Below are 21232 nucleotides of genomic sequence, written 5' to 3'. Positions count from 1 at the left end.
GCGTGAGTAATATAATCTTTATTCATCATCCAATTGCTGATCCAACCCTGCAACAAGATTATCCATGAGTACTTTTACAGATTGAAGGGTAGCCTTTTGATAACTTTCTCCTGCCCAAAGTGACATGAAGTCGGTCTGATTTTGTTTCGCTGCCACTAATCTTATCGCTTGTGTTAAGTCATTTTGAAGTGGATAAGGTAAGCTAGTTTGGTTTTTCATTTGTTCCATAAAACGGTTGTGAATCCCTCTTGCCCATTTACCCGAAAAGGCTTCTGTCAAACTTGTTTCCTTATTAGAAGAGACAAGCGTTTTCTTATAAGCGGGATGAATGCCACTTTCTTCTGTTGCTAAAAAAGCAGTACCCAATTGGACACCCTCAGCTCCTAAGCGAAAGGCAACTTCTGCATCCGAAGCATCCATTATGCCACCCGCCGCAATGACTGGAATACTGATCTCATCCGTAACTGCTGGAATAAGGTCAACTAACGGAATAAGGGAATGAAGTGCATCACCGATAAAAGTACCACGATGACCGCCTGCTTCTTTCCCTTGTACAACAAGAAGGTCACAACCTCTCTCTTCCCAGAGAACAGCTTCTTCTACTGATGTTGCTGTACCGATTACTTTTGTTCCTTCTTTTTGTAATTCTTTTATCACTCCTTCTTCTGGAATACCAAATGTGAAACTACATATCGGAATAAGAGATTTCATCACAACTTCTAATTGCTGTTCATAAAATAAGCGGTGATCTTTTCTTGGTAATTGAAGCGGTGCATCAATTTGAAGTTCGTTACGGAATACTTCTAATGATTCAATCGCCCTTTCTTCCTCTTCTTTTGTGAAAGCGATATCATTCTCAGGTATAAATAAGTTGATGCCAAAAGGGTGATTGGTTTTTTGACGAATATCATGAATCATCGTTTCCATATCCATTGGGCTCATATAACCCGCACCGATATTTCCAACACCACCATACATCGAGGTTCTACTAATTAAATCAACAGTCGTCGCTCCTCCTGCCATTGGTGCCTGGAATATTGGGTATTTCGCCTTTAACATATCTGTTATTCTATTTTGGTTCCAACTCATTTCCCCTCACCTCTTATTTTAATTTTGCAATAATGCTCTCAGCCACACTATGCCATAAACTTGGATCAGATTGATAGGTTTCTCCAATGCTTTTATAAAGCTCTTTTTGAGCCTGTTCAAAGCTTGGATCTTCCTTAGCAGGTAGGGAGGTTCTTCTCTCCATCACATAATCTTGTAATCTTGGTGCACGGGGGCCCCATACAGCTTGTTCTAAACCTGCTTCATCGATAAATACAAAAATAGGAATTGCTCGTGCTGTTCCGTTTGTTAAGTATTGATCCATTAATTCTAAGTTGCTATCTCTTAGAATAAACCGTACTTCCATACCGATTTCCTCAGCAATTTTTAATAGAACAGGATTATTAATCATCGCATCGCCACACCAATCCTCAGTAAGGACAATCGCTTGCAGATTTTTTTGCTTGACCTCTTGTAATGCTTCCTTTTCTTCTTCACTAAGTGAAAAACCCTCATAAATGGTAAGCATACCTTCTTTGTTTACTTGCATATGATGAAGATATTGCTCTTTCGTTAGACCCTTTTCAAACCATTCTCTTAATTCCATTTCCTTTGCACATCCCTCTTACGTTTTTATCCAATCATATCATACCATTGAACGATTAAAGTATGGCACTAATTTGCTTCATATGATGTTCGTCATGTGCAGCAAGACCGATGAGATAATCATATAGGCTTATTTTCTTATTGCCAATGATTAATGGTTTATGCCAATACGAATCTGGAATTTTAGAGATTCTTTCTATTATTAGTTTTCTTTTTACAAGCAATTCTGCAATGATTGTCTCCTGTGATTGATTTCTTGCTGCTTCCGCGGCTGTTGGATTCATTTCTTCTGCAGAAGGAGCTTTCGGTAGAGGAAGGTCTAATAAAACAAATGGTAGACGCTTTTTTAAAATAAATTCATCCCACGGAATAAAATGACCTACCACTTCAGCGACCGACCATTTTCCTTCATTTATTTCTTTTCGCCAATGGCTTGTTGGGATTGATTCTATAAATTGAATAAACTGTTCATGATGGCGGATCATCGCTTGTTTTTGCGATTGCACGGTATCACCCCTCATCAGTCATTTATAGCCAAATCTCATCACCAAGCTTTACCTTCCCCGTTTGAATCACTTTTGCATAAACACCAAAATGATTATGATTGGTTCTAATAATCTCTTTATGTATGGCAGGCGTCCTTTTTCCATTTTTCGGATCTACAGTAATAATCATGCAACGTTCGCAAGGCTTAGTTATCTCTATCACCACTTCTTCTCCTATTTTCATTTGGTTGGAGATCCAATCATGTTCCGAAAATGGCCGATCGTAATCAGTATGGATAATAAAGTTGGGACGGAAACGCTTCGGATCGATTTCACTTTTTCCAAGTTGCTTACTTAAATATTGTAGTGATGAATGGGTTACTAACAAAAGGGGAGCTTCTTCAATAGCCCCAATGGGTACATAGGATGGCGTAAAAGAATGAAAAGATAAATCTCTTCCACTTTTCAGACGAAGATCTTGCCTCCACCTCTCATCATTCCATCCGTACCTCTCTCCATTTGCTGTATGTATTTGTAACTCCGGGTATGTATCTTCTTTTTCCTCACTGACAAAAGTGGCTTGATATGCTGCCATTTCTTGATATTGAGTGATCGTAAGGTATTTTCCTTGCCTACTCCTATCTATAATGACGTGGCTTCGGTCGCCATACACACCGTATGGTAAAACCCTAGTGGACTCAACATTTTCACCGCCAAATGACTTGACAGGATAACGTAATAATGACGAAAGAACACCAATTCTTTGCATGCTCTTACAACTCCTCTATGACCTGGTGTCGAAACTTGAACCTTCTTCTATTCCTCTCCGACATAATTCCTCTTATTTCCCAGGAAAGTATCTGATTAACGACATTTCCCTCATGATTATCGCTTCAATTCAGCAAATCTCTCAATTGTGAAAGGGGAAATATCCACTGACGAAGTTTTTCCTCGGATTAGTTCGCTTAAAACATGACCAACTACACTACTAAATTTAAATCCATGACCGGAAAATCCCGCTGCGATTGCTACATTCTCATATTGAGGATGTTGATCAATAATAAAATGCTCATCTGGCGTCATCGTGTACATACAGGTTTTACCAAATTGCACATTTGTTTTTTCAGTGAAATATCTCCCTAGAAATGTTGTAAGCTCTTTCTCATCATCCTCATTAAAAGGCTGCACTTCTTGTTTACTCTCTATTCTCTGAACAGCCCCATCATGCCTTCCTAGTTTCAATCCTGAACCGTCTATACTAGGAAAGCCATAATAATGACCTAATGGCGATTCAAATGTAAAAGCTGGAAACTGTTTCGCCTCATAAACATCCTCTTGTGCTTCATACCAGGCGAAAGTTTTCCGAATCGGATTTAATGGAAGCTGCAAGCCCAGATAACTAAGGATGGAATTTGTGCCAGCTCCTGCTGATACAATTAACGAGTCTCCTGAATAATGGCCATCCTGTGTAGCAATATTAACAATTCCTTCTATAATAGATAAGTCAGTAATTACACTATCAGTCACGATTTTAGCACCATAGGACAAAGAAAGTCTCCGGTATGCCTCGATACAATCTTCACACTTCAAAACCCCAGATGTCGGCTCATGATAAGCAACCATTCCTTCATCTAAATGTAATGCACTCCATTTAGTATTGACCGTTTCATGTGTGTAAACATCTAGTGGTAATTGATATTTCTCCGCACTTGTTTTGACCTCCTTCATAAAAAGAGAAGTCTCGCTACCAATATTTAAAACACCTGTTTGTAAAAACAACTCCATTTCGGATTCTTTCTCTACTTCTTCCCATAGTTGTTTAGCCTTTAACAAGAGTGGCACATAAGCATGTCCTTCACCATAAGCATATCTAATGATTCTCGTCTCACCATGATGACTTCCTTTCTGATGAGGTGGCCTATTCGCATCAATAAGCAAAACCTTTTTGCCCTCTTTCGCTAAATAATAGCCTGCCGCCATCCCCATCGAACCTGCGCCGATAATAATTGTATCGTAATGCAATTTTTATCCCCTCCAAGATGCTAAACTATAAGTGTTTTTTTATTTAATTTTCTAAATACTATCACCATTAGCCAATATACCACAGGAACGGGAAGACTTTTGTCGAAATTTGTTGCAATTGTTTAACAATCTCTTCAAAGAAGGGGTCGTGCATACAAAAAGCAGGAAAAATTAACAAAAAAAGATTGATTTTATAAAATATAAAACTCCTCAACAATCAAAGTGTTTTATTTTATAAACCAATCTGTTATCCGAAGAAATCATTAAATGACCATATAATAAGAAAGATACTTACGACACCCCAGGCCACTGTACCTAAAATCCAGTATATAATTGCTTGCATATCTCTATCTCTTTTGTACGCCCCATTTTCACCTTGAGCCACTAGCCTCGCGAGTTTATTCTCCATCCTTTTTTTCATAGAAGCAACTGTGATAAAACCGGAAACAATGATGAATAGAATCATCCAATGCAAAAGGTTCACACCTTTCCCTCCGCTTCGTTTTAACCATCATAACATAAACTAGCGAGGTACTCTTATGCGTGGGTTAAGAAAGAAAAAATATCAAAAGAGATATAGAATATCTGCAAGTTGTTTCTATAAACTGCATTTTACCTTAAGTAAAGTGGTTGTAAGTCAAATTATTTCGATAAAAACGATCGTTGAACTAAGTTAAAAACGGTCAATTACTTGCAAGGTTGTTGGGAAAGCTGTAAGAACTTCAGCAGTTCCTTCTTCGTTTATATAGACATCTTCTTCAATTCTCACCCCACCAAATCCAGGTATATAAATCCCAGGTTCTACCGTGAAAAGTAAACCTTTTTCAACTAAATGATCGTTCTTTTCATGAATAGAAGGCTCTTCATGAACATCAATACCTAATCCATGGCCCACGCGATTATTAAAATATTGTCCATAGCCTGCCTCTTGGATCACTCGGCGAGCCGCTTTATCAATTGAGCCGATTGGGATACCTGCACGGGCTGTTGAAACACCCGAAAGTGTAGCCTGCCTTACAATTTCATAGATATTCTTTTGCTTAGTCGTTGGTTCTCCTAAAACAAAAGTACGTGTGATATCGGAACAATACCCATCCGCAACTACCCCCATATCAATTAAGAGAAAGTCACCTTTTTCGAGCTTGTTCTGATCAGGGTGCCCATGTGGTAAAGATGATTTTGCACCTGAGAGGACCGTTGTAGAAAAAGAAGGACCATCGGCACCGAATTTTCTCATTAAATAATCAAACTCTGATACTAAATCGAGCTCTGTCATCCCTTTTTCAATTTTCTTCAATCCCTCAGCGAGTACTTTTTCAATAATTGTTACTGCATGTAAAACCTTTGTCCGTTCAGCTGGCGTTTTCAGCATTCTTTGGTTTGCTATGAACCTACCTATATCTTGATAATTAAAATGCGAAAAAACGTTTTTAAGTTGTTCTTGTTGATAAAGAGTGATCTCTTTTATTTCCAATCCTACTATCTGATTATTCACTTGGATGACTGATTTTAATTTTTCATATGGATTTTCATCATCACTAATCGGAATAATGTTTTTCACATACGAATGCTCGCTAGCTGCTTCATAGTCTAATGCTGGCACAAATAAGTACTCCTCACTCTTTTGTAGATCAATAACAACCGCCATGAATCTTTCATACGGTTCACTATTAAACCCCGTATAATAGAAAATGTTTTTAGGTTGCGTGACGATAGCAAAATCAAGTTTCTGCTCATTTAAATATAACTGTAATTGTTTTAACCTTTTTTGGTAAATACTCATTTTAAATTCCCCTTTTTTATAGTATATGTAAAATTATTATACTATTACTGTATAAAACATGATAAGATAAAAAAGCAAAAAAAGAAAGGATGTCACCTCAATGGATGATATATATAAGAAAATTAAACAACTTCGGTACGAGCAAGGCATGACATTGAAAGAACTAAGTGAGAAAACGGAGCTATCTGTTAGTTTTTTATCACAAATTGAAAGAGGTGCCTCTTCATTAGCTATCACTTCTTTAAAAAGGATTGCTGATGCTTTTGGGGTTAAAATGATTCATTTCTTTGAAGAAGATGATGATTTTCATTATGTAATGAAAAAAGAGAACCAACGACCATTTAAAATGGAAAGCTCGGACTCTACTTTTATTAAACTAAGTGGTCATTTTCCTGAACGGAAATTGGAACCATTTATCGTAAAGTTAAAACCTCGACAAAAGGATGTTGAACTGCTAAGACACCCAGGTGAAGAGTTTTTCTATATATTACAGGGGGCACTCATTGTAAGAGTGGAGGATGAGGAATATCATCTAAACGAAGGAGAAACCATCCATTTTCCATCAACCGTACCTCATATGTGGGAAAACCCACTCAATCAAGAAACAATCATTATTTCAATTACAACCCCTGCAATTTTCTAATAAACATCATTTTGAATGGAGAAACAAGATGAGCATAAATGATTTGATTATTTTTATTGTTGCCGCTTTCCTTTGTGTCGGTGCACTTGATAAAATATGCGGGAATAAATTAGGACTAGGTGAGCGATTCACTGCAGGAATGATGACGATGGGCTCCCTCGCGTTATCTATGATTGGGATCATTTCTTTAGCACCCGTCATAGCAGCCATATTAACACCTGTGATTTCTCCCGTTTATGAATTTGTAGGCGCTGACCCAGCAGCGTTCGCCAATACTCTTCTCGCCATTGATATGGGGGGCTATTCCCTAGCCACTGAGATGTCCATTAGTGCGGATTCAGAACTTTTCGCTTGGGTCTTCCTTGGCACTATGATGGGACCAACTATCGTATTTACAATCCCTGTTGCCTTAGGACTCATTGAAAAAGAAGACCAACCTTATTTTGCGAGGGGTATTCTAGTGGGACTTATTACAGTACCTTTTGGTTGTTTAGTTGGAGGCCTAGTTGCTGGATTACCGTTTTTGATGATTATCAAAAACTTGATTCCTACCATTGTATTCTCTTTGCTAATTGCTTGGGGATTATGGAAAAAGCCCGAAAATATGATTCGAGGATTTGCCATCTTCGGTAAATTTATCGAAATTATTGCAATTATTGGTCTTACAGCGATTATATTTGAAACATTAACAGACCTAACACTGATCCCCCATTTAACGCCAATTGAGGAAGGGATTCAAACAGTCGGTTCGATTGCTATTTTCTTAGCGGGCGCTTTTCCTTTGGTAGCTTTTATTTCGAAATATTTCAGGAAACCACTCAGTAAGGTGGGATCTTGGTTAAAACTAAGTGATAAATCAACAGCCGGGTTGATTGCTTCACTCGCTCATAATATTCCCATGTTGATCATGCTAAAAGATATGGAACCGAGAGGCAAGGTCGTTAATGTTGCTTTTGCTGTAAGCGGAGCCTTTGTTCTAGGAAGTCATTTAGCCTTTGTCGCCGGTATTCAGAAAGAAGTCGTATTTGCCATGATAATTGGCAAGTTAGTGGGGGGCATTAGTGCCGTTTTATTAGCAATGATTGTAAGTAGGGATCTGAAGAAGCAGCATACATTTCGCTAAAGCGAGTCATCCTCTCAACTGATGATAAACTTTAGTGCTAGGGGAATTTTCTTATTTGTATAGAGACGGAAATCACAAATGAATAGTAACTGCTGGTGTTGAAAATGGTAGTAGATAAAACTGAGTTGTTCGTTTTGGATAGATTATCGTTGAAGATCCGGTTAAGTTAGCATGTGTTTTCTTTTTTGCAGTGTTTGTATGACAGGGGGGCTTTTATTAGTCGCGATTCTCTTGGTTACGCTACTTATATAGCAAGGATTCCTTTTATCAGTCGCGATTCTCCGGGTTACGCTACTTATAGAGCATGGATTCCTTTTTTCAGTCGCGATTCTCCAGGTTACGCTACTTATATAGCAAGGATTCCTTTTATCAGTCGCGATTCCCTTGGTTTCACTACTTATATAACGGGGAATCCTTTTTTTAGTCGCGATTCCATCTTTTGACTCCCAAACACCTGCATTTAGCCATAAAAAATTTCTATCCGATAAAAATACTCTTTTCATTGCAGGGCTGGCACCATTTATACAAAATGTAATGACTTTATTGAACTAATCAACTTTATTGCATTGCCATGACTAAACGAAAAAATCCAGACAATTGTCCGGATTTTTTTGATTAACGCTTTTGTATTTCCTGCATTAATAATTTATTTACGATTTGTGGATTCGCTTGTCCTTTTGTTGCTTTCATCATTTGACCAACAAGGAAGCCGACTGCTTTTTTCTTCCCATTTTTGAAATCATCAATGGATTGAGGGTTATTATCAAGGATTTCAGTAACGATAGCGAGTAGCGCTGATTCGTCTGAGATTTGCACTAATCCTTTATCTTCAACGATTTTCTTTGCTTCTCCACCATTCTCAATTAATTCTTTGAAAACAGTTTTAGCAATTTTTGAAGAAATTGTTCCATCTTCAATTAACGCAATCATTCCTGCTAACCCTTCTGCTGTTAGCTTTGTTTCATGTAGTTCGAGCCCTTCTGCATTAAGATAGGCTGATACCTCACCCATGATCCAGTTTGAAGCTTGTTTCGGCTCTGCTCCCGCTGCAACAGTCGCCTCAAAGAAATCCGCTGTTTCCTTTGTTACGGTAAGGACACCTGCATCATAGGCAGGTAAGCCGAACGTATCAATATAACGTGTTTTACGTGCATCTGGTAGTTCAGGAATTTCCGCACGAATACGGGCTTTCCAATCTTCATCAATCACAATATCTAATAAATCCGGCTCTGGGAAATAACGATAATCATCAGAACCTTCCTTCACACGCATCAACAATGTTTTCCCAGTAGCTTCATCAAAACGGCGTGTCTCTTGTTCAATGACACCGCCCTCACGAAGGACTTCTGCTTGGCGCTTCTCTTCGTACTCTAATCCTTTACGAACAAAGTTAAAAGAGTTTAAGTTCTTCAGTTCTGTTTTTGTACCAAATTCCTCCTGTCCGACAGGTCGTAATGAAATATTGGCATCACAACGTAAGGAACCTTCTTCCATCTTACAATCAGAAACACCAGTATATTGTACGATTGATTTTAGCTTCTCTAAATACGCATAGGCTTCATTTGGTGTGCGTATATCCGGCTCAGAGACAATTTCAATTAAAGGTGTTCCTTGACGGTTATAATCGACTAAAGAATAACCTTTGCCATGTGTTAATTTACCCGCATCTTCTTCTAGATGAATACGCGTAATCCCGATTTTTTTCTTATAGCCATCTACTTCGATCTCAATCCAACCATGTTCTCCAACCGGTTTGTCGAATTGAGAAATCTGATAGGCCTTTGGATTGTCCGGATAGAAATAGTTTTTACGATCGAATTTCGTCACTGGTGCAATCTCACAGTTTAGGGCCATAGATGCCTTCATCCCGTATTCAACTGCTTTTTTGTTGACTACTGGCAGTACACCTGGATAACCAAGGTCAACAACAGTTGTGTTTGTATTTGGCTCTGCACCGAAATGGTTCGGGCTCGCAGAGAAAATTTTTGAATCTGTTTTTAATTCAACGTGGACTTCAAGTCCGATGACTGTTTCAAATTCCATTATTCCTTGTCCCCCCTTACAGCTCCGGTTTTTGTTTATGGAAATCAGTTGCTTGCTCAAATGCATGAGCAACACGATAAACCGTGCTTTCATCAAAGTGCTTACCGATAATTTGCAACCCTAATGGTAACCCTTCTGAGAATCCACAAGGTACAGAGATACCTGGTACACCAGCAAGGTTCACAGGAATGGTCAAAATATCGTTCGCATACATTGTTAATGGGTCTTTCGTTTTCTCACCGATTTTAAATGCCGGTGTTGGCGTTGTTGGTCCGATAATTACATCATACTTTTCAAAGACGTTTTCAAAATCTTGTTTAATTAGTGTACGAACCTTTTGCGCCTTTTTATAATACGCATCATAATAACCTGAGCTAAGAGCAAATGTACCAAGCATAATACGGCGTTTTACCTCATCACCAAATCCTTCAGAACGAGACTTTTTATAAAGGTCAATTAAGTTCTCTGGATTTTCAGTGCGGTAACCGTAACGTACACCGTCAAATCGTGCTAAGTTAGCCGAAGCTTCAGAAGAAGAAAGTAAATAATAGGCTGCAAGTGCATATTTAGAATGCGGAAGGGAAACCTCTTCCCATGTTGCTCCTAATTTTTCTAATACTTTAAGGGAAGCAAGCACCGATTGTTTGACATCTTCTTGCACACCTTCGCCTAAATATTCTTTCGGAACAGCGATTTTCAATCCTTTCACATCACCGGTTAAGCCTTCAGCAAAATTCGGTACACTCACATTAGCTGAAGTAGAATCCATTGGATCTACACCAGATATCGTCTGTAAAAGATACGCATTATCTTCAACAGTACGTGTAATTGGTCCCACTTGGTCAAGAGATGACGCAAACGCCACTAAACCAAAGCGAGATACACGACCATATGTAGGCTTAAGCCCAACAACACCACAGAAAGATGCTGGCTGACGAATCGAACCACCCGTATCTGATCCTAGTGAAAATAATACTTCTCCTGCCGCAACTGCTGCAGCTGATCCACCAGACGAACCACCAGGAACCGTTTCGATATTCCATGGATTGCGTGTCGCTCTGTAACTTGAGTTTTCATTTGAAGATCCCATAGCAAACTCATCCATGTTTAATTTACCGATCGTAATGGTTTCTGCTTCTTTTAATTTCGAAACAACCGTTGCATCATAGATTGGATCAAAATTATCTAATATTTGACTTGCACAAGTTGTTCTTAAACCTTTTGTGACTAAGTTATCTTTGACACCGATTGGCATCCCGAATAACTGACCTTTTTGTTCGTCCGTTCCCAATTTACCATCGATTTCTTTTGCTACTTGACGTGCATGCTCTTCATCTAATGTTAAGAAGGCTTTTACTTTGTCATCTACTTCAGCAATTCTTTTATAAGATGCGTCGACTAAATCAGTCGCTGAAATCTCTTTTTTATGTAAAAGCTCATGAAGCTCAGACACTTTATGATCAAATAAACTCAAAATGTTTCCCCTCCAACTAATCCATGATTGACGGCACTTTAATATAGCCGTCTTGTGAATCAGGTGCATTCTTCAGAACTTCCTCTTGCGGCAGTCCTTTTGTTGCCTCATCTTCACGTAATACATTGTTCATATCCAACACATGGGAAGTCGGTTCCACATGATCGGTATCTAACTCGTTTAACTCTTCGGCAAACGAGATAATTGCATCTAGCTGATGTTGGAATTGCTCTGCTTCTTCTTCCGTAATCGCTAATCTCGCTAGGTTCGCCACATGCTTAACCTCATCAATTGTAATTCTAGACATATAGACACCTCCAAATTCAAATAAAAATACACAATTATATTGATCATATCAAACTTTCACGCGTTAAAGCAACATGAAGATCTGATCGTTTTCACCACCCTTTATTTTACCACGAGTTCAATAGATCGCCTAATGGACAAATAATAGAAATTCACTTTTGATACAGGGGTCAAAAAACTTCCAGATAGAGGAGAAGGATTACGTAGTTTGTAAATTCGTTAGCTATAGAGTAAGACGTCAATGACAAAGTAGGGATGGGTGGTTCAGAGGGTTGAAGAGCCACAAGAGAACCTAGAATTCTATATCGTGGCCCTCGTTCTGATTCTTTACATGAAACCAACGATTCCCCCCTTGGACGCCCTCACCTCTGCGGCTTCATTTGCAACCGGTAATTCTTATCAGCCCCAAAGCATTTTCTACCACAACTCGACAATAAAAGAGAACCACATCCATATAAAAAAGATGAAGCCATTTATGCTGCTTCATCTTTCTCGCCTGCTTTAAAGCGTGTTGTTTTATCCCATCCAATCGTTAAGCCTCTCACACGATGATAAAGATAAATCGCAAACGCGCGAATCAGTAAGATGACGAATAGTTGGGCATACGTAAAATACATAATTGCCCCAACAAAAAGGCTTGTTAGCGAGAGCTGTTGATTTACTGCTAAACTGCTTATAATTTGGATGGAATATACAACATAGCTCATTAACCAAATCATCAATAAAGGAGCGGCCATTTCGGGAAAATTAATACCGAATAAGCTACCGACAAAAATAACATTTGAAGTAATTAAGAAAAATATAAATACAAAATAGGTTAAAAGATGTTGCATACTATGAAAGAAAGTTTTACCTTTCCAAAAATGAATATCCTTGAAGCTCTTCTCTAGTAAATAAAGATTACCAATGAGCCACCTTGTTCTTTGTTTTAAAAAGGTTTGAAGATTCTCTGGTTCCTGTTCCCACGTTTGTGCATATGGAACAATCGGTAATACATATCCCTTCTGGGTAATTCGTATCGTCAACTCCGCATCTTCTGCAAGTGCATACGGGTCATACCCCTCTAGCTCATCAATGACAGAACGTCTTAAAAGCATATTAGTTCCCGGTAAAGAGCCAAGGTTAAACAATTTCCACCTACCGCTTTGCATTGTCAATTGAAATACTTGAAACTCTATTGAGATCATCCGCGTGAGCCAATTTTTATTTTGATTAAGGGTACGAACAACTCCGACAGCTCCGGCTGCATTCTCTGTTTGTTCTGCTATTTCTACTAGCTTTGTCACAGCATCCGAATCTGGCTGATTATCCGCATCGTACACAAGAAAATAATCAGATTGGCTAATACTCAATCCATAATTAAGCACTCTCGACTTTCCCTTAGGCTCGCCAGGCGGGACCTTAATATAGTGAATACGCGAAAAGTTTTCTGCAAAACTTCTAGCCATTGCCGCTGTTTGGTCTATCGACTGGTCGTCTAATAAGAATACATCAAGGTGACCAGGATACCTTAATTTCATCATAGCATTCAGCGTATCCTCAAGAATTAACCCTTCATTATGCGCAGGGATTAAAATAGCAACAGAAGGATATTTCAAAAGAGGTCTACGCTTTCTTTCTCTTTCCCTTTTATAATGCAAAACACCAGAGACTAATAAAATCGTATAATAAATAAGCAAAAACCAAAAGAAAGCCATAATCAAGAGTAACACGACCTTAAACATTCAACTTCTCCTCCAGCAACATCTGATAGACCTCGTCAAAATCGACTATAGCATAATCGCGAAATTCGATAGGTGGCTGAATCATGTTCATTTGCTGACGTAAATTACTTACCAGTCGGTTTTGAAATTTAATGACGCCTTCTTCATTCGTATTTTGCAAGAAAATAATGAAAGACGCACCTTCACTCATAAAGAAATCGAAATCACTCCGCATAGTTTCTTCTATTACATTTTGTATTAAGCCTTGCCAAGCCTTTTGAGTCACTCCACTATTTAAACCAGATACCTTTAATAGGAAACCTGTTTCATTCCTTCTATTCATTCCCCGCAATGTTATTTTGCTACGTTCATAAAACTCCTGTTTTGTAAGCATTAGTCCGTCTGAGTCCATATATTTTCTTAAAGCAACCGTTTCCGCTAATAATTCTTTCATGCGGATGTCCATACTTAAAAAGCTATGCCTGATAAAAAGGAGAGGCACAACAGATAATACATAAGATATAAATAAAGAAATCAATTGCACCTGATTAAAAACCGTTTGTAAATAACTGAAATAACATAATAGAAAACCATATAACACAGTGAGTGCACTTATAACTATATAAGACCATTTTGGGGAAAGGAAAAGAATGACCATAACACTAGCTAGTAGAACTGCCCAATGGAAAAAAAAGACCCCAAGAGATGAGGAGTGAATGGCAATCGCAAATAATAAGAAATTTCCTACCATAAAGAGAAACAATAATAAAGAGAAGTTAGCTTTTCGAATAATCATCCCATAGCCTCCGTGTGACCAAACTCAAACTTCTCTCATCATACTCGATTGTCTTACGATTTTCATTGCATAATCTTTGGTAAACTTTCATTTCACAACAGTTAATCAATCTTCCCAATAAAAATGCGCGTCAAAGACTTTGTATGGCGGTTCACTGAGTATTGTTGGGATGTCTATCTGAAAATCTAAATACTGATCTACATCTGCTTTTGTCAAAATAACATAATGATATGCTTCTACGATTTTTTTTATTGCCCAAATTTGTTTACTCCATGTCTCAGATGGCCATTCACACACAGTATGACTTGCTAAAAAGTCACTACTTCCGCTACTACCATGTCTCGTCATTTCACCTTTACCCATAATAACTACGGGCGCTAGCCTTGAAATATATAACCATAAACCCTTCATAGATACTTCACCATTTGCTAATACTTCTTCCTCTTCCTTTTGCCAGAGAAACACACTAACATAAGAGGCAAATCCACTGCCATAATGGTCAAAATCCGCTTCATACAACAACCCTTTTAATCCACCTATCTCCCCTACCAAATGGGAGATGTAGTGTTCCATCTGGGCATCATCACCTTGTATAAAAGGGTAGAAATCACCCACTCGCTTTCCTTGAATAACCTTTTTTAATAAATTTTCCGTAAGTAACGTCCTTTTATCCATTACTCTCATTCCTCCGCCCCATTAAGATCGTAGAATAATAGATATCGCCTATTTTTTTATCATCCTTTAATTCTCCTTCTACGATAAAGCCAAGTCGTTCATACAGTGCAATCGCCTTTCGATTTGTTTCTAATACTTGCAGCGTTACTTTTCTAATCCCTTTTTGATCTGCCCATTGCAACATTTCTTGAATAAGACTTTTTCCTATAGATTGTCCCCAATATTGTTTTTTCACAGCAACACCAAACTCCAATCGATGTGAAGTCCTCTTTAATTGGCCACCTTTAGCTCTTAGGAAACCCACAAGGTGACCTTTTACTTCTGCTACTAAAAATATACTATTCTTTTCAACTGACTCAGACCGTATCATCTTTTCAAAATCTGCCGTACTTAAAAAATCTTCTCCACGCTCCCGGTCAAAGTAATCCGTCTCCCCGTCCACAATCAACCTTAACTGAGTTAATCCTTCCGCATCCATCACTGTCGCTTTGCGAATATGAAAAATTCTCGTTTCCATTCATTTTCTTCCTTTCTACCACTTTTGCAAACCTATACCAAAGTTGTAACGCTTCCTCTGAATCATTGGCTCCGATTCAACTCGGTTATGTAATTATTGTTCTTGCACACAACATAAACTTCTAACAATTCAGTACTATCTTCATGTACAAATAAGTGTAAAGTTTTCTCATCAAATTTAAAAATATTTAACGCCTTCTGTTTAGATTAAAAACGAATGAATTTCATCCTCATTCGCTTAAAAAGGATCTCCCTATCTTTATATAATCGGCAGGCATTTACTCGTTTTAGTCTAATTGACAGCATCCCCAATCGCAAAATGAGAAATGTCACTCGCCCCCCATCCATACCCGCAATCTGGCTCCTCCCTTTTTGCTTACGGAGACAGTAACTTTCGTTTGTCCTATGATGTTTATTCTTCTTATCACCATTAAAAAGAGACCGTATGCATACGGTCCCCTCCCCCGACTTTCTATCCATTTCTTCATTTTTATAAAAAATCCTTTCTTAAAAACCAAATAAAACACTAATTAACCAGGCTGATGCATAAAACACCATAAACTGAACGCCTGAACCAATTCCTAGGATTTTATTCAAAAGTCCCCCAATTGCCGCCATTGTAAAGGTGAGTACGATACCGACTAATCCTGCTTCGTGAAAAGCCAGTAAACAGGCTAAACCAATAAACATAGCAACGATTGCCTCTTGACTAATAAAGCGCATAACCAAAACGGTTGCCTTTCTCGCGTAATTCATTGAAAACGGGTAAGCAATTAGAGTAGCAATGATAAGACCAATTGCTCCATATAAAAGAAAATCTAAAGGGTCTAGGTAATTATGGAGATTATTAACCGGATCACTTGTAAACACTGGTGGTGCATTAAATAACGGTGATGCTGGTCCTAATGCAACAGGACTCAACGGAATACCAAATGCTATTAAAGGAATGATTGCTTCGGCAATATAGGTTGACTCTGTGACTCCATTCATTGTTGTTAAACTGGACGTTGATTTTTTATAAATCCCTTTCGATCTAGAACCCACAATTTCCCCCATTAAGGAAGTCATCCCTACAGGGCTAAATACAAATGTCAAAGAAGAAATAAAGCTTGTACCAGTCGTTTGCATCGTTTGCCTTTTTGTCAGTATTTTAAATGGATTAGGAAAAAATCCGGCCCATGATTTATTATCTGGTGCCAAATGATACTCTTTAGGACGATCTCTTTGAATGGTCTGTCGTGCATTTCCTGACAGTGCAAACAAAATATCAGTAAACATTGGACCGATCGCAATTCCTAAAAAGAAACTAATGGTTAAATGCTTATCTAATATGCTAAAACTTAATACATCTAAACTTTTAATAAAAAAGGCTAAAGGGATAATCATTAAAACACTTACCCATTTCCCTTTAGAGAAAAAAGCGATTAAAATGGCCGCTAACGTAAAAATCAATCCTGAAGCTGATTTAAAAAAGTCCGCAAATTGTCCAAGGAATTGTCCTAATAAGACAGCTGTCGGTAAGGCGATAAAAGCACCAATCACACCACCCGATACCATTTTCCTTAATGCAATATGAGGCATCCCTAGCCTTCTTAAAGCAGAGGCATGATCAATTAATGGAACAGCAGTTGTATCTCCCGGAATACCCATTAACGCTGTAGGAACGGCATGAGTTAAGTGTTTGGCAAGTACAGCTGCCATAAAAAAGGCAAACACAGCTGCCGGAGGAGCTCCTAACAAGATAACTAATAAGGTAAATGGCACCATTATAGCCGTTTCATCTGTTCCAGAGATTAACCCAATTAAAGAAAATAGAATAGCACCAATTAGAGCTAAGCATATGGATATGAGGAGGATACTCATTTCTTATCGTCCTCCCCAATTGTCCTAAACTTATCGAGAACGCCAAGTGCTTCCATTTCTTTTTTCGTAACAGGATCTTCTTCAATTAATAAATATTCTTCCTTTGGATCTAACTGCATATCTTTAAAAATCTCTTCCATACTTTCAAGAGAAGTTTCTTCTTCTGTCAGCACTCTACTAGGTTTAAATATAAAGGCACATAAAGCAAGTGATAATACACTACCACCAATGCCAAGCAATAAAGAATACGACGATACCATCTTTTCGCTGGCAAACAGAGGAAATAATCTTTCCCCTAAAAGGTAGCCACTTAAACTAAGAATGATACTTATAATAATTGCTAGAATAATATTACGAGGTAAAACTGTATCACCTAATATTTCAAGATATTTAGGTGTTTCATTTATTTTATCTAGTTCTACGCTTTGCTTCTCCTTATCTACATGTAAATTAGGAGCCATTTTAAATCCTCCCTTGTATCTCTTTTGTTAATTGTAAGATTCGATCAAACCTTACATCTTTTTCCTTTACTGCTTCAGCAACGACTCGTCCAATCTCATCCCCTGTTGCACCAGCCATAACAGCTAAGTTTTTTGCATGAAGGGCCATATGTCCTTTTTGGATACCATCAGTTGCTAAAGCTCTCATCGCAGCTAGATTTTGCGCTAAACCAACGGATGCAATACAACAAGCTAACTCTTCTGCTGATTGAATACCTAATATTTTTAAATTTACTTTGGCAACCGGATGAGTCTTCGTAGCGCCACCAATAATACCAACAGGCATCGGAAGTTCAATAGATCCAACTAAGTCACCTGCTCGATTTTCTTCCCATTTCGTAAGGGAACGATATTGCCCAGTTACTGTAGCGAAAGCATGGGCGCCCGCCTCAACTGCCCTTGTATCATTCCCAGTCGCGAGTACAACGGCAGATATACCATTCATAATCCCTTTATTATGTGTAGCCGCTCGATAAGGGTCAGCATCTGCAAATTCGTAAGCGTTTACAATCTTTCGTACAACTTCTTCTCCACCAAGTTGATCCTTTGAAAATACCGCATGAGCTCTAGCTAATCGTCTGTCAGCCAAGTTAGAAATAATTCTAAGAAGCGCTTTTCCTGAAGTAATATTCTCTATCAATGGTGCAATTGATTCCGCCATTGTATTGACAGCATTCGCCCCCATTGCATCCTTTGTATCTACTAATAAATGAACCACAAGTAAAACCTCATTCACCGTTTGGATAATCTTTACCTCTATATCTATTGCCCCTCCACCAATAGCTACTAGAGTTGGATCCTTTTCGTTGCATATTTTCAAAATTTCTGATTTCTTATCATACACCCTTAATCTTCCAGCATACGGATCTTCAACACCTATTACTTGTATCTGTCCAATCATTACCGATCCACTTAATGACGCAAAAAAACCACCTTTATCATACGATGCCTTCGCTGCATTACTTGCGGCAGCGACTACGGAAGGCTCTTCAGTTGCCATCGGTATAAAAGTGTCCTTACCATTAATTTTAAAATTTGTTGCTACCCCTACAGGAATTGAAATTGAACCTAACACATTTTCAATCATGGCATCTGCCGTACTAATAGAAAGGGGTTGTTTGCCAATAAGTATTTCCTTATCTTCCTCTGTCAAATGACACGCTTCTGATATTATTTGAAGTCTCTCTTCAACCGAAAATCGATGAAAACCAGATAGACGACTATTCATTCCATTCACTCCTTAGTACTTTTATTTAATATCATTCAACTTAGTTGAATGATATTAAATAAAATATTACACCCCCTTTAGGTAAAAGTAAATAAAAAATCTGAAAATTATAAAGGGTTTTGGAATCTCTTGAGAAGATCATCCAAAACCCTACTATTATCTTTCATCTGCTTGTATAAAAATGGTTAATACTTTTGCTTCCATTTTTTCTACTGGTAAAAACACATGTGGAATGGTACCAGCAAAATACGCACTATCACCTTCATGTAATAAGTATTTTTCTCCATCATAAGAGAGATAAATTGAACCTTTTAATATGTATATAAATTCGTCTTCTAAATGTGTGTATGGACCTTCTTTAGCTGAGTCCTCCAAAACCGTCACAACAACTGGATCAATCTTACTGAACGGAGATCGATTAGCTAATGTTTCATATAGATAGCCCATTTCCTTATTGCCAACCTTTGTCGTGCGGCTTTGACTCGGAGAAAGCACTAAATTTTTACTTTCATTTTCTTCAAGCACCCAAGATAAGGGAATATCTAGTTGATTAGATATTTTTAACAAAGTTGCCACAGCAGATGCTGTTTGACCATTCTCTATTTTAGAAATGAGACTTTTCGTTAGCCCACATTTTTCTGCTAAATCTTGTTGTGTCATTTGCTTGTTTAATCTAGCTTGCTTAACTCTCTTACCTATTTGCCTTAACTCGATTAGAAACCTCTCCCTCATATCTTTTAATAAAATTATATAATGAGGTTTGTATGGTTTCAAATAAAGTTTCACTCTTTTCAACTAAGTTGAATTAGAAAAAGGCCGTTATCCCACGACCTTTCTCCCTTTATTTTCTAAATATTTTCTTCATCCATTGTTTAAATCCAGCCTCAGTTTGATTCGCTTCTTTGTAAACCTTACTTTGTTCTTGCACATAAATGTCATCATGATCAATGGCATAATCATATGCGAGGACAAGACCAAGGTCCGAGTTGTAGTCCTTGTTCGTGACAATGGTAAATGACATATGCTGTTCAGACGCTAGTTTGGCATATTTCGATATGTCACGATAAGCAATATGACCATTTAAATATACGCGTGCTTGTTTATTTTTCGTCATCGCTTCTTTTACTTCTTTCATGATACCTGGTTTCCTTACTTGCGCCTGTGTCAAAGCGATAACGGTTCTTTCTCTCAGCGTGCCCAGAAATTTTCTACGTTCATCTGGCTTCGTTTCTTTTTTTCCATAAATTCCTTGTGTAATATAATCATCAACCTTCTCAGCCATACCGTTATTACCTCCACCTCATCAATCAAACGTTTCATTAATGGATATGTTCGTTTTAGTATACTTGCCCATTGACTTGAACTCAACTCTTTCACTTAAGCGTATGAAAATTTGGGCAAAAGGTGATTAGTGGACCTGGTATTTATTCACTTTTCTTTGGAGGACTTGGAATCGTAGTACAATCATGAGAGGAACACAAATGTACATTATCGATTATTCTAGACTGGACAAAAACATCATAGAACATATGCTTAATTGGATTTCATTGTGCACTCAGTTTTGGTTTTTGTTTTTAGTGACTTGCTAATTTCTTTTGATACGCACTCAGCTCCGGTTTTTCTTCTGAGTGACTTGCTAATCCTCTTTGATACGCACTCGGCTCCGGTTTTTCTTCTGAGTGACTTGCTAATCCCCTTTGATACGCACTCATATTTACTTTTCCTTCTGAGTGACTTGCTAATCACTTTTGCTAGGCACTCAGCTTCCGTTTTCTTTCTGAGTGACTTGCTAACCCCTTTTGATACGCACTCATATCCACTTTTTCTTCTGAGTGACTTGCTAATCCCCTTTGCTACTCACTCATTTCTACTTTTCCTTCTGAGTGACTCGCTAATCCCCTTTGCTACTCACTCAGCTTCTGTTTTCCTTCTGAGTGACTCGCTAATCACCTTTGCTACGCGCTCAGCTTCCATTTTCTTTCTGAGTGACTCGCTAACCACTTTTGATACGCGCTCAGCTTCCGTTTTCTTTCTGAGTGACTCGCTAACCACTTTTGATACGCGCTCAGCTTCCGTTTTCTTTCTGAGTGACTTGCTAACCCCTTTTGATACGCACTCATATCTACTTTTCCTTCTGAGTGACTCGCTAATCCCCTTTGCTACTCACTCATTTCTACTTTTCCTTTGGAGTGACTCGCTAGTCTCCTTTGCTACTCACTCATATCCACCTTTCCTTTTGAGTGACTTGCTAATCACTTTTGATACGCACACATATTTACTTTTCCTTTTGAGTGACTCGCTAATCCCCTTTGCTACTCACTCATTTCTACTTTTCCTTTGGAGTGACTCGCTAGTCTCCTTTTCTACGCACTCATATCCACCTTTTCTTTTGAGTGACTCGCTAATCCTCTTTGCTATG

Annotated in this window: 23 protein-coding genes; 2 read left to right on the top strand and 21 right to left on the bottom strand. The window is 38.2% G+C overall.

Going from position 1 to position 21232, the window contains the following annotated elements; genetic code table 11:
- Positions 1 to 18: 18 nt before the first annotated feature.
- The 7 genes from LG276_RS03395 to LG276_RS03365 all read right to left on the bottom strand — a co-directional run bounded on the left by LG276_RS03395 (position 19) and on the right by LG276_RS03365 (position 5943).
- Complete coding sequence (locus LG276_RS03395) at positions 19 to 1089, bottom strand: NAD(P)H-dependent flavin oxidoreductase (RefSeq protein ID WP_404293458.1); 1071 nt, start codon at positions 1087 to 1089, stop codon at positions 19 to 21.
- 13 nt (positions 1090 to 1102) lie between these two features.
- Positions 1103 to 1654, bottom strand: a complete 552-nt coding sequence (locus tag LG276_RS03390; protein ID WP_404293456.1) for a thioredoxin family protein — start codon at positions 1652 to 1654, stop codon at positions 1103 to 1105.
- 55 nt (positions 1655 to 1709) lie between these two features.
- Positions 1710 to 2159: a DinB family protein gene (locus LG276_RS03385; protein ID WP_289432816.1), complete on the bottom strand. Its 450-nt coding sequence runs from the start codon at positions 2157 to 2159 to the stop codon at positions 1710 to 1712.
- Positions 2160 to 2181: 22 nt separating this feature from the next.
- On the bottom strand, positions 2182 to 2907 hold the full coding sequence (locus LG276_RS03380; protein WP_404293453.1) for an MOSC domain-containing protein: 726 nt from the start codon (positions 2905 to 2907) through the stop codon (positions 2182 to 2184).
- A 116-nt stretch (positions 2908 to 3023) separates the two neighbouring features.
- Positions 3024 to 4160 carry an N-methyl-L-tryptophan oxidase gene (gene solA, locus LG276_RS03375; protein ID WP_224938995.1) on the bottom strand — a complete coding sequence of 379 codons (1137 nt, stop codon included), beginning with the start codon at positions 4158 to 4160 and terminating at the stop codon, positions 3024 to 3026.
- 247 nt (positions 4161 to 4407) lie between these two features.
- Positions 4408 to 4644 (bottom strand): hypothetical protein, encoded by a 237-nt coding sequence (locus tag LG276_RS03370; RefSeq protein WP_251163275.1) that lies wholly within the window; start codon positions 4642 to 4644, stop codon positions 4408 to 4410.
- Positions 4645 to 4833: 189 nt separating this feature from the next.
- Complete coding sequence (locus LG276_RS03365; RefSeq protein ID WP_251163276.1) at positions 4834 to 5943, bottom strand: Xaa-Pro peptidase family protein; 1110 nt, start codon at positions 5941 to 5943, stop codon at positions 4834 to 4836.
- 100 nt (positions 5944 to 6043) lie between these two features.
- Between LG276_RS03365 and LG276_RS03360 the strand changes: the two genes are divergently transcribed.
- Positions 6044 to 6586 (top strand): cupin domain-containing protein, encoded by a 543-nt coding sequence (locus tag LG276_RS03360; protein WP_251163277.1) that lies wholly within the window; start codon positions 6044 to 6046, stop codon positions 6584 to 6586.
- 28 nt (positions 6587 to 6614) lie between these two features.
- Positions 6615 to 7709: an ethanolamine utilization protein EutH gene (eutH, locus tag LG276_RS03355; RefSeq protein WP_251163278.1), complete on the top strand. Its 1095-nt coding sequence runs from the start codon at positions 6615 to 6617 to the stop codon at positions 7707 to 7709.
- A 615-nt stretch (positions 7710 to 8324) separates the two neighbouring features.
- Here eutH and gatB read toward each other — a convergent pair.
- The 14 genes from gatB to LG276_RS03285 all read right to left on the bottom strand — a co-directional run bounded on the left by gatB (position 8325) and on the right by LG276_RS03285 (position 20933).
- On the bottom strand, positions 8325 to 9752 hold the full coding sequence (gene gatB / locus LG276_RS03350) for an Asp-tRNA(Asn)/Glu-tRNA(Gln) amidotransferase subunit GatB (protein WP_224939000.1): 1428 nt from the start codon (positions 9750 to 9752) through the stop codon (positions 8325 to 8327).
- Between the two features lie 16 nt (positions 9753 to 9768).
- Positions 9769 to 11226 carry an Asp-tRNA(Asn)/Glu-tRNA(Gln) amidotransferase subunit GatA gene (gatA, locus tag LG276_RS03345; RefSeq protein WP_251163279.1) on the bottom strand — a complete coding sequence of 486 codons (1458 nt, stop codon included), beginning with the start codon at positions 11224 to 11226 and terminating at the stop codon, positions 9769 to 9771.
- 16 nt (positions 11227 to 11242) lie between these two features.
- Positions 11243 to 11533, bottom strand: a complete 291-nt coding sequence (gene gatC, locus LG276_RS03340) for an Asp-tRNA(Asn)/Glu-tRNA(Gln) amidotransferase subunit GatC (RefSeq protein ID WP_191816513.1) — start codon at positions 11531 to 11533, stop codon at positions 11243 to 11245.
- A 472-nt stretch (positions 11534 to 12005) separates the two neighbouring features.
- Positions 12006 to 13256 (bottom strand): glycosyltransferase, encoded by a 1251-nt coding sequence (locus LG276_RS03335; protein ID WP_289432808.1) that lies wholly within the window; start codon positions 13254 to 13256, stop codon positions 12006 to 12008.
- Entirely contained in the window at positions 13249 to 14031 is a 783-nt protein-coding gene (locus LG276_RS03330; RefSeq protein WP_404293448.1) for a hypothetical protein, read from the bottom strand. Before LG276_RS03330 ends, LG276_RS03335 begins: the two co-directional genes overlap by 8 nt.
- 105 nt (positions 14032 to 14136) lie before the next feature.
- On the bottom strand, positions 14137 to 14706 hold the full coding sequence (locus tag LG276_RS03325; protein ID WP_404293446.1) for a hypothetical protein: 570 nt from the start codon (positions 14704 to 14706) through the stop codon (positions 14137 to 14139).
- The gene (locus LG276_RS03320; protein ID WP_404293443.1) at positions 14699 to 15223 is read right to left on the bottom strand and encodes a GNAT family N-acetyltransferase; all 525 of its coding nucleotides are present in this window, start codon (positions 15221 to 15223) and stop codon (positions 14699 to 14701) included. The genes LG276_RS03325 and LG276_RS03320 overlap by 8 nt, the downstream gene beginning before the upstream one ends.
- Positions 15224 to 15729: 506 nt before the next feature.
- Complete coding sequence (locus LG276_RS03315; protein ID WP_095370693.1) at positions 15730 to 17085, bottom strand: tripartite tricarboxylate transporter permease; 1356 nt, start codon at positions 17083 to 17085, stop codon at positions 15730 to 15732.
- The gene (locus LG276_RS03310; RefSeq protein WP_251163283.1) at positions 17082 to 17546 is read right to left on the bottom strand and encodes a hypothetical protein; all 465 of its coding nucleotides are present in this window, start codon (positions 17544 to 17546) and stop codon (positions 17082 to 17084) included. The genes LG276_RS03315 and LG276_RS03310 overlap by 4 nt, the downstream gene beginning before the upstream one ends.
- Before the next feature lies 1 nt (position 17547).
- A complete protein-coding gene (locus tag LG276_RS03305) occupies positions 17548 to 18813 on the bottom strand; it encodes a hydroxymethylglutaryl-CoA reductase, degradative (protein WP_404293440.1) in 1266 nt (421 codons plus the stop codon).
- 156 nt (positions 18814 to 18969) lie between these two features.
- On the bottom strand, positions 18970 to 19587 hold the full coding sequence (locus LG276_RS03300) for a helix-turn-helix domain-containing protein (RefSeq protein WP_224939008.1): 618 nt from the start codon (positions 19585 to 19587) through the stop codon (positions 18970 to 18972).
- Between the two features lie 67 nt (positions 19588 to 19654).
- A complete protein-coding gene (locus tag LG276_RS03295) occupies positions 19655 to 20095 on the bottom strand; it encodes a YueI family protein (protein WP_224939009.1) in 441 nt (146 codons plus the stop codon).
- Between the two features lie 292 nt (positions 20096 to 20387).
- Entirely contained in the window at positions 20388 to 20525 is a 138-nt protein-coding gene (locus LG276_RS03290) for a hypothetical protein (protein WP_404293438.1), read from the bottom strand.
- 243 nt (positions 20526 to 20768) lie between these two features.
- On the bottom strand, positions 20769 to 20933 hold the full coding sequence (locus LG276_RS03285; RefSeq protein ID WP_251163287.1) for a hypothetical protein: 165 nt from the start codon (positions 20931 to 20933) through the stop codon (positions 20769 to 20771).
- Positions 20934 to 21232 lie beyond the last annotated feature (299 nt).

The sequence above is a fragment of the Cytobacillus kochii genome (assembly GCF_044790165.1).
Classification (GTDB): Bacteria; Bacillota; Bacilli; order Bacillales; family Cytobacillaceae; genus Cytobacillus; species Cytobacillus kochii.
Note: the sequence above shows the minus strand (reverse complement) of the source record. Positions and strands in the feature narration are given on the sequence as shown.